This is a genomic window from Streptomyces sp. WAC04114 (assembly GCF_019733245.1).
Classification (GTDB): Bacteria; Actinomycetota; Actinomycetes; order Streptomycetales; family Streptomycetaceae; genus Streptomyces; species Streptomyces massasporeus_A.
Map to the genome: position 1 here is coordinate 1 of NZ_JAIGQA010000266.1, position 8,255 is coordinate 8,255.

The 8,255-nt window shown below is 71.3% G+C and carries 8 protein-coding genes; 1 reads left to right on the top strand and 7 read right to left on the bottom strand.

The genetic code is table 11. The features are described 5' to 3' along the window. Positions 1–177 precede the first annotated feature (177 nt). Complete coding sequence (locus K4G64_RS37150; RefSeq protein WP_221760286.1) at positions 178–471, bottom strand: hypothetical protein; 294 nt, start codon at positions 469–471, stop codon at positions 178–180. A 214-nt stretch (positions 472–685) separates the two neighbouring features. Next, a complete protein-coding gene (locus K4G64_RS37155; RefSeq protein WP_031108281.1) occupies positions 686–1,624 on the bottom strand; it encodes a diiron oxygenase in 939 nt (312 codons plus the stop codon). 121 nt (positions 1,625–1,745) lie between these two features. Between K4G64_RS37155 and K4G64_RS37160 the strand changes: the two genes are divergently transcribed. Continuing rightward, positions 1,746–2,855 (top strand): ferritin-like domain-containing protein, encoded by a 1,110-nt coding sequence (locus K4G64_RS37160; protein WP_221760287.1) that lies wholly within the window; start codon positions 1,746–1,748, stop codon positions 2,853–2,855. Between the two features lie 7 nt (positions 2,856–2,862). Here the strand turns inward: K4G64_RS37160 and K4G64_RS37165 are convergent, their stop codons facing one another. The 5 genes from K4G64_RS37165 to K4G64_RS37185 form a co-directional block, all read right to left on the bottom strand. Further along, the gene (locus tag K4G64_RS37165; protein WP_221760288.1) at positions 2,863–3,369 is read right to left on the bottom strand and encodes a DUF3291 domain-containing protein; all 507 of its coding nucleotides are present in this window, start codon (positions 3,367–3,369) and stop codon (positions 2,863–2,865) included. Positions 3,370–3,443: 74 nt separating this feature from the next. Next, positions 3,444–4,919, bottom strand: coding sequence for a penicillin-binding transpeptidase domain-containing protein (locus K4G64_RS37170; RefSeq protein WP_221760289.1), 1,476 nt, complete (start codon positions 4,917–4,919; stop codon positions 3,444–3,446). Then, positions 4,916–6,280, bottom strand: coding sequence for an FtsW/RodA/SpoVE family cell cycle protein (locus K4G64_RS37175; RefSeq protein WP_221760290.1), 1,365 nt, complete (start codon positions 6,278–6,280; stop codon positions 4,916–4,918). The genes K4G64_RS37170 and K4G64_RS37175 overlap by 4 nt, the downstream gene beginning before the upstream one ends. Positions 6,281–6,332: 52 nt before the next feature. Further along, positions 6,333–6,860 (bottom strand): SH3 domain-containing protein, encoded by a 528-nt coding sequence (locus K4G64_RS37180; protein ID WP_221760291.1) that lies wholly within the window; start codon positions 6,858–6,860, stop codon positions 6,333–6,335. Between the two features lie 114 nt (positions 6,861–6,974). After that, positions 6,975–8,222 carry a HAMP domain-containing sensor histidine kinase gene (locus K4G64_RS37185; protein ID WP_221760292.1) on the bottom strand — a complete coding sequence of 416 codons (1,248 nt, stop codon included), beginning with the start codon at positions 8,220–8,222 and terminating at the stop codon, positions 6,975–6,977. Positions 8,223–8,255 lie beyond the last annotated feature (33 nt).

Below are 8,255 nucleotides of genomic sequence, written 5' to 3' on the forward strand. Positions count from 1 at the left end.
GCGTTAGGCGGCACCCGCACCCGCGTACGGCGAGAAGGGGCCGTGTCGGGGGGTGTCCGTCCTCGGAACGGCGCGATGGACCTCGATAGAGACGGACTGTCCGTTGACGCGCCAACCGCTGCGGGCGGACACCCCCCGACACGGCCCCTTCTCGCCGTACGCGGGTGCGGGTGCCGCCTAACGCGCGTCCACGTGCTGGAAGTCGACGGCCGTGATCCGCGTGGCCTTCGGGGTGAGTTCGGCCAGGCCCTGGCCCTCGAACACGTCGGTGATCAGGGGGCCCCGGGTGGCGCCGAACGCGGACTGCTCCTTGCTGGGCACGAGGGACGCGTTGGAGCGGTAGGCCTCCTTGAGCAGGGATTCCTGCTTGTGGGCGGCCGGGAACAGGGCGAGGACGCCGCCGTCGGCCGTCCGCAGGGCGTAGACGCTCGGGTCGGCCGGGGTTGTGGCGAAGAACATCTTCGTGGCCATGCCGTCGGCCGCGCCCTCCTTGCTGCTGCGCCGGTAGGTCTTCCAGGCGTCCTCGACTGGCTTCAGCGTGAGGGCGGATGTGGCACCGATGGCGACGGTTTTGAGACGGGTGGTGTGGGGGACATGCGGTGCTGATCTCCTTCAGGGCCACGGAGGGTGACTGCGCCTTTAAGGACAGTAGTCACCCTGCATGGACATGACGGAGTCGGGGCCTCTACGCCAGCAGCCCGGACGACTTCCACAGGCGGCGTCCGACCCCTCGGAGCACGCCGATGTCGTCGAGGAAGTCGGTCAGTCGCTTGGAGCCGTTCTGCATGACCTCTCGGCGGTGGCCGCTCGCGCGGACCTGGGCGAGTGCCTCCCGCTTGTCCAGGCCCACGTTGGTGTAGACGTCCGGGTTCACGAAGGCCACCGAGAAGACGCGGGCGAACTCGCCGGAGGTGACGCGGGTGAACTCCTGGGACCACTTGGGCGCCGTCACCATCTGGCGGCGGAGTTCCTCACGGGCGTAGCGGACATGGCGGGCCTCCTCCACGACGTGGATGCGGGTCACACCGCGAACCAGGGTCTGGACACGCTCGTCGGGGAACGTCAGGCGCTGCATCCAGTCGAGGACCTCCTCGCCGAGGAGGGTGGCGGTGAAGGAACCCGGGGTGGTCGAGATGGTCTTGAACAGGCGGCCCAGGTGCTGGTGGGCGCGGCTGACCGGGTACCAGGGTGTGTCGCCGTGGGAGATCAGGCGGGCGAACATCTTGGAGTGGCGGCACTCGTCCTCGATCTCGGTGAGGGCGTAGCGGACATGCGCGCTCGTGGCCGCCTTGTCGTAGATGTGCCGGACCAGCAGCTGCATCAGGATGATCTCGAACCAGATGCCCAGGGAGGCCAGGGCCGCCGCCTCGTGCTGGGAGAGCAGGATGCGCTGCTCCTCACCCATGCGCTTCCAGAGCGGGGTGTCGTAGAGCGAGACCAGCTCCGGGGGCCAGAACCACTTGCCCTCCTCGAAGGGCGCGTCCCAGTCCAGCTCCTTGTCCGGATCGAAGGAGTGCTTGGCGGAGGAGTCGAGCAGCCGTTGGGCCACCTGCTCCCGGTCCTTGAGCAGGCCGAGGGCATCGCGCAGGCCGTCGAGCGCGTCGGCTTCCGTCAGGGTCGTCATGGCTGCCCACCTCGTTGTGCACACGTCACTGTCCCCCTTATGAGACTGCCTGTCAGCAAGCTCGTCAATCCCCCGCGCGCTACTTGTTGACCCGGTGTCTACCTCGTAGGAGCCTGCGGGCATGCCGACCTTCGACCTGTACGCCATGCAACCGGAAGAGCCCCTACGACAGGTGCCGGCGAGCGGCGCGGCCCGTTTCACCTGGGAGTACGACGACGGCCGCGACCGGCTCCTGGCCCTCTATCAGAAGGGCAAGGACAAGCAGTGGGACGGTCGCAAGCGGATCGACTGGGAGCTGGAAGTGGATCCTTGCGATCCGCTCGGCACCCCGGACGAGGCGATGTCCCTCTACGGGACCAGGCACTGGGCGAAGCTGACGGAGAAGGACAAGGGCGAGCTGCGCAAGCACTACGCCTCCTGGCAGTTCAGCCAGTTCCTGCACGGCGAGCAGGGCGCGATGATCTGTGCCGCGCGGATCGTCGAGTCCGTCCCCGACCTGGACGCGAAGTTCTACTCGGCGACCCAGACCATGGACGAGGCCCGGCACGCCGAGATCTACGGCCGTTTCCTGCACGAGAAGATCGGGATGCTGTACCCGATCAACGACAACCTCCAGTCCCTGCTGGACGACACGCTGCGCGACTCACGCTGGGACATGCCGTACCTGGGTATGCAGGTACTGATCGAGGGCCTCGCGCTCGCCGCCTTCGGCATGATCAGGGACACGACGGACAAGCCTCTGCCCCAGCAGATCCTCGCGTACGTCATGCAGGACGAGGCCCGGCACGTGGCCTTCGGGCGGATGGCGCTCAGGGACTACTACAAGCAGCTCACCGACGCCGAGCTCCGCGAGCGCGAGGAGTTCGTCATCGAGGGCTGCTATCTCATGCGCGACCGGCTGCGGGGCGTGGAGGTGCTGGAGAACTTCGGCATCCCGAAGGCCGAGGCGGAGGAGTACAGCGAGCAGTCCGAGTTCCTCACCCTGTTCCGCAGGCTGCTGTTCAGCCGCATCGTCCCCTGCGTCAAGGACATCGGCCTGTGGGGCAAGCGCCTCCAGCAGGCCTATGTCGACATGGGCGTCCTGGAGATGGGTGACGCCAGTCTCGACCTGCTGATGTCCGAGGACGAGGAGATCGCCGAGAAGCTCGACGCCGAGCGCTTCGCGGCGGAGGAGGAGGCGCGGGTGGCGGAGGTGACGGGGGCGATCGACGCCGGCCGGGCGGCCGATTGAGGGGCCGTCAGAGTGCGCAGCCCAGGCCCTCCGGCACCTCGCCGAGCAGCGGTGTCGTACCCTGCGGCGGGAACGAGGTCCGCAGGGTGAAGGCGTACGGTGTCGGGCCGTGCGTGCGCAGGTGCAGCACGCGGGACTCCGCCTCGGCGACCGTGGGGCGGTGGCCCGCCGGGACCCACCAGAGGGCGACCATGGCCTCCTGGACACGTTCGAACCACTCGCGGCGGCGGGCGAGCATCTCCCGGTGCCGGCCCTGGTACATGTACGCCGTCAGCGCGTTGGTGTCGCGCCACACCGACATGTTGATGATCAGCCAGGAGTCGCCGAAGACGGGCACGTCCGTGGCGTCGTCGCCGCCCTCGCCCTGAAGGCGCCAGACGAAACCGTCGGCCCCGTCCGCGTCCGCGTTCACCGGGTCGAGGTTGTCGACGAAGTCCTTCAGCTGCGGAGAGTCCAAGGGGGCCTTGAGGCGGCCGAGGTTGACCTGGGCGAGTTCGTACGCGGGCTCAGTCATGAACCGAACGGTAGGTCGGGCTCCCCCGGTCCCGGTAGCCCCGTCTCAGCAACCGGGCGGCCGTGCCAGGGCCGTCAACCGGGCGGCTGCTCGGGCGACTTCAGGACCGCCGCCATCACCGCCCGGGCGATCGGCGCCGCGTCACCGCCGCCGCTGATGTGACCGCGGTCCGTCTCCGCGTCCTCCACCACGACCGCGACCGCCACCCGCGGCGCCAGATCGCGATCGCCCTGCGCCCACGAGACGAACCAGGCGTACGGCGTACCGGAGTTGCCGAGGCCGTGCTGGGCGGTGCCGGTCTTGCCACCGACCTTGGCACCCCGGATGGCGGCGTTGCGGCCGGTGCCGTTCTCGACGACGTCGCGCATCATCGCCCGCAGCCGGACCGCCGTGGACGGGTACATCGCCTGGCGGATCGCCCGCGAGCCCGCCGTCGCCAGGGTGCTGCCGCCCGGCCGGGTCGTGCGTTCCACCAGGTAGGGGTCCCGCACCTGGCCGCCGTTGGCCACCGCCGCCGCGACCATCGCCATCTGCAGCGGTGTGGCGCGGGTGTTGTACTGGCCGATCGACGACAGCGCCAGCTGCGCCTGGTCGAGGGTGGTGTCGAAGGTGGACCGGGCCACCGGGAAGGGGACCCTCAGCTCCCCGTTGTTGAAGCCGAAGGCGTGCGCCGTGGCTGTCATGTCCGCCACGCCCACCTCCACGCCGAGCTTGGCGAACACCGTGTTGCAGGAGAACGTGAAGGCCTCCCGGACGGAGGCGTTCGCGCAGCCCTTCGACGCGTTCGTCAGGCGGGTGCGCGTCCCGGGCAGCCGGTAGGGGTCGGGGGTGTCGGTCGGCGCATCGAGGTCGGTGACCACACCGGCGTCCAGCGCGGCTGCCGCGGTGACGACCTTGAAGGTCGAGCCGGGCGGATAGGTCTGCCGCACCGCCCGGTTGAGCATCGGGCGGTCCTTGTCGGCGGTGAGCCGCGACCAGGCCCGGGCCGCCGCCGAGCCGTTGCCGGACAGCGGCTGGGGGTCGTAGGACGGGGCGGACACCAGGGCCAGGATCCGGCCGGTCGACGGCTCCAGCGCCGCCACCGCCCCCTTGTGGCCCGCGAGCCCCCGGTACGCGGCCTCCTGGGCGGCGGGGTGGAGGGTGGTGACGACGTCTCCGCCGGCGTTGCGCGCCCGCGTGAAGTCGTTCCACAGCGGAAACGGCGCGAGCATCGGATCCGCGCCCGACAGCACGCCGTCCTCGCTGTTCTCCAGGAGCGTCGTCCCGTACAGCTGGGAGGCGAAGCCGGTGACCGGGGCGTACATCGGGCCGTCCGTGTAGGTCCGTTCGTAGCGGAGGTGCTCGCGGGTGTCCCGGGAGCCGGTGACGGGCCGCCCGCCGACCAGGATGTCCCCGCGGGGCTGCTCGTAGCGGGTGATGTCGGGGCGCCGGTTGCCCGGGTTCCGGTCGTACGACGGGGCCTGGACGACCTGGACGCGGGCGGCGTTCAGCAGCAGGGCCACCAGCAGCAGGGCACAGAAGTACCCGGCGTGCCGGATGTGCCGGGTCACCGGGCGTCCTGCCCGTCGTAACTGCGCCGGGCCGAGTCGCTCACCCGCACCAGCAGCGCCACGATCGCCCAGTTGGTGACCACCGACGAGCCGCCCTGCGCGAGGAACGGCATCGCCATGCCGGTCAGCGGGATCAGCCCGGTCACCCCGCCCGCGATCACGAACACCTGCAACGCCACCAACGTCGCCAGGCCGACCGCGAGCAGCCGGCCGAACGGCTCACGCTGCGCGAGGCCCGCGCGGAAACCGCGCTCCACCAGCAGGCCGTAGAGGAGGAAGACGGCGCCGATGCCGGCCAGGCCGAGTTCCTCGCCCGCGGTGGCCAGGATGAAGTCCGACTTCACGGCGAAGCCGATGAGGACGGAGTGGCCGAGTCCCAGGCCCGTGCCGAGCATGCCGCCCTCCGCGAAGGCGAACAGCGACTGGGCGAGCTGGTTCGCGCCCTCGCCCGCCTCGATGGAGGCGAAGGGGTGCAGCCAGGTCTCGATCCTGCTGTGCACGTGCGGCTCCAGCCGGCCGACGGCGACCGCGCCCAGCGCGGCCAGCAGCAGGCCGACCGCGATCCAGCCGGTGCGGCCGGTGGCGACGTAGAGGAGGACCACGAACAGGCCGAAGAACAGCAGCGACGTGCCGAGGTCGCGCTCCAGGACCAGCACGCCGACGCTCACCAGCCAGACGGCGACGATCGGGCCGAGGACCCGGCCGGTGGGGAGCTGGAGCTTCCAGATGCGGCGGCCGGTGTAGGCGAGGGCGTTGCGGTTCGCCGCCAGGTACGCGGCGAAGAACACCGCCAGCAGCACCTTCGCGAACTCGCCCGGCTGGATGGAGAACCCGGCGATCCGGATCCAGATGCGGGCCCCGTTCACCGCCGGGAACAGGATCGGCAGCGTGAGCAGGATCAGCGCCGCCACCACGCAGACGTACGTGTAGCGCTGGAGCACCCGGTGGTCGCGCAGCAACAGGACGACCAGGATGAACAGCGCCACGCCCAGCGTCGACCACACCAGCTGGGCCGGTGCCGCCCGGTCGCCCGGGGTCTCCAGGTCCAGCCGGTAGATCAGCACCAGCCCCAGCCCGTTCAGCAGCACCCCGATGGGCAGGAGCAGGGGGTCGGCGTACGGGGCCCGCAGGCGTACGGCCAGATGGGCCAGCAGCGCCAGGACGCCGAGCCCGGCGCCGTAGCCGGCCGCGCCGGGTGGCAGCGTTCCGTGCCGGGCGAGGCCCACGGCGCAGTAGCCGTACACCGACAGCAGGACGGCCAGCACGATGAGGGCGAGTTCGATGCCCCGGCGCCGGGGGAGGCGGCGGACGGCGGGCGCGGGCGGGTCCGCCGTCGCCACGGTGATTCCGGCCTTGCTCATGCCCGGAACCTACCCAGACCGTCCGTCTTGTGTGCCTTTGAGTAACGGAGTGTCAGCACCAGCGTGGCGCGGGGCCGATGTTGTCGATGTACCGGGCCGCGCCCCAGGCCCAGGTGCCGTCCGTCAGCAGGTACCAGAGCGGATTGCCCTGTACGGTCTCGCCGCCCGTCTTGCAGAAGATGTTGACGACGTCGCCCCGGTGGGCGTACCGGATGATCTGCGAACCGCGGTTCGGGGCGCTGCGCAGGGCCAGGGTGTTCGCCGTGACGACGCCGCGGTAGAGGCCCTGGTTGCTGTGGCTGTTGTTGCCGCTGTTCCAGCTGTTCGAGTTCTGGTTGCCGCCGTTGCCGCCGTTGCCGCCGTTGCCTCCGGAGCCGCTGTTCCAGCCGCTCTGGCCTTGGTTGCCGTTGCCGTTGCCGTTGCCGCCGCTCGGGTTCTGCCAGTTGTTGCTGTTGCCGTTACCGTTGCCCCCGCTCGGGTCCCAGTCGTCGTACGTGGTGGCGGCGGCGGGCGTGATGGTGGCCGCTGCGGCGAGGAGCCCGGCGACGGTGGCTATGGAGAGACGGGTGCGCAGGGACATGGGGGTTACCTCCATGTGGGGGCGAAGGTGCCGAAGCTGACTAATCGCCACATTAGGAGCGCCCAGCGGGTGCCGCCCTTCACGCTGGGCCATAGGAGGACGCGCCCCGGGCGCTCACTCCACCGCGAGTTCCAGCGTGGCCACCGCCCCGCCGTCCGGCGCGTTCGCGAACTCCAGCCGTGCTCCCAGCACCTCGGCCTGCCCCCGGGCGATGGTCAGCCCCAGCCCGTGCCCCCGCGTACCGCCCTCCGTCCGGAACCGCTGCGGCCCGTGCGCGACGAGGTACTCCGGGAACCCGTCCCCGTGGTCGCGAACGGTCACCACCGGACCGTCCACGGTCAGCACCACCGGCCCCCGACCGTGCTTGTGCGCGTTCGCCACGAGATTGCCCAGCACCCGCTCCAGCCGCCGCCGGTCCGTCTCGACGGCCACGTCCCGTACGACCCTGACCTCCGTGTCGCTCCCCGCCGCCCGCACCGCCCGCTCGGCCAGCGGCCCCAGTCGCTCGGTGTCCAGCTCCACCCGCTCCCGGCCGGTGTCCAGCCGGGAGATCTCCAGCAGGTCCTCGGTGAGGGTGCGCAGCGCCGCCACCCGGTCCCGGACCAGCTCCGTCGGACGGCCCGGCGGAAGCAGTTCGGCCGCCGCGTGCAGCCCGGTCAGCGGCGTGCGCAGCTCGTGCGCGACATCCGCCGTGAACCGCTGCTCGGCGAGCAGCTTGCCCTGGAGGGAGGCCGCCATGGAGTCCAGGGCGGCGGCGACCGCGGCCACCTCGTCCGGCGGGCCGGCCTTGGTGCGCGGGCCCGTGCGAGGGTCGTTCACGCGCGCGTCGAGGTCGCCCGCGCTGATCCGCCGGGCCACCAGCGCCGTGGTGTGCAGCCGGCGCGTCACCCGCGTCACCGCGAACGCGCCGACCAGCAGCGTCGCCCCGATGGCCAGGCCCGACGACCACAGGATCGCCCGGTCGAGGCCGGCGATCGTGCGGGCCTGCTGGGAGTAGTCGACCGCCACGGCCAGCGCCCGCTCGCCGTCGACCGGTCCCGCCGCCCACATCGTGGGGCGTCCCGCGCGGTCGGCGACCATCGTGCCGCGCTCCCCGGCCACCGCCAGGTCCCGCAGCTCCCGCGGCAGCTCCGGCGGATCCACCCCGGCGCCCTGCCACAGGGTGTCCCCGGCCTCGTACCGCTCGGTCGCCTGCGTCAGCCGCTGCAACGCCTGGTCACGGGCCTGCCCGACGGTCTGGTTCGTGACCTGCACATGCACCAGGACGCCGAGCAGGGCCGCCAGCGCGCAGCACATCACGGCGATGAAGACGGCGGCCTTCACGGCCAGCGTCCCGGACCACTGGGGGAGTACGGGCCTCATCCGCCGCTCGCCGAGGGGGAGGCGGTGGGGGAG

Bases quoted from the DNA above. Each gene is read 5' to 3' on its own strand.
- K4G64_RS37150 (WP_221760286.1), bottom strand. From the start codon at position 471: ATGGCCACGAAGATGTTCTTCGCCACAACCCCGGCCGACCCGAGCGTC.
- K4G64_RS37155 (WP_031108281.1), bottom strand. From the start codon at position 1,624: ATGACGACCCTGACGGAAGCCGACGCGCTCGACGGCCTGCGCGATGCC.
- K4G64_RS37160 (WP_221760287.1), top strand. From the start codon at position 1,746: ATGCCGACCTTCGACCTGTACGCCATGCAACCGGAAGAGCCCCTACGA.
- K4G64_RS37165 (WP_221760288.1), bottom strand. From the start codon at position 3,369: ATGACTGAGCCCGCGTACGAACTCGCCCAGGTCAACCTCGGCCGCCTC.
- K4G64_RS37175 (WP_221760290.1), bottom strand. From the start codon at position 6,280: ATGAGCAAGGCCGGAATCACCGTGGCGACGGCGGACCCGCCCGCGCCC.
- K4G64_RS37180 (WP_221760291.1), bottom strand. From the start codon at position 6,860: ATGTCCCTGCGCACCCGTCTCTCCATAGCCACCGTCGCCGGGCTCCTC.
- K4G64_RS37185 (WP_221760292.1), bottom strand. From the start codon at position 8,222: ATGAGGCCCGTACTCCCCCAGTGGTCCGGGACGCTGGCCGTGAAGGCC.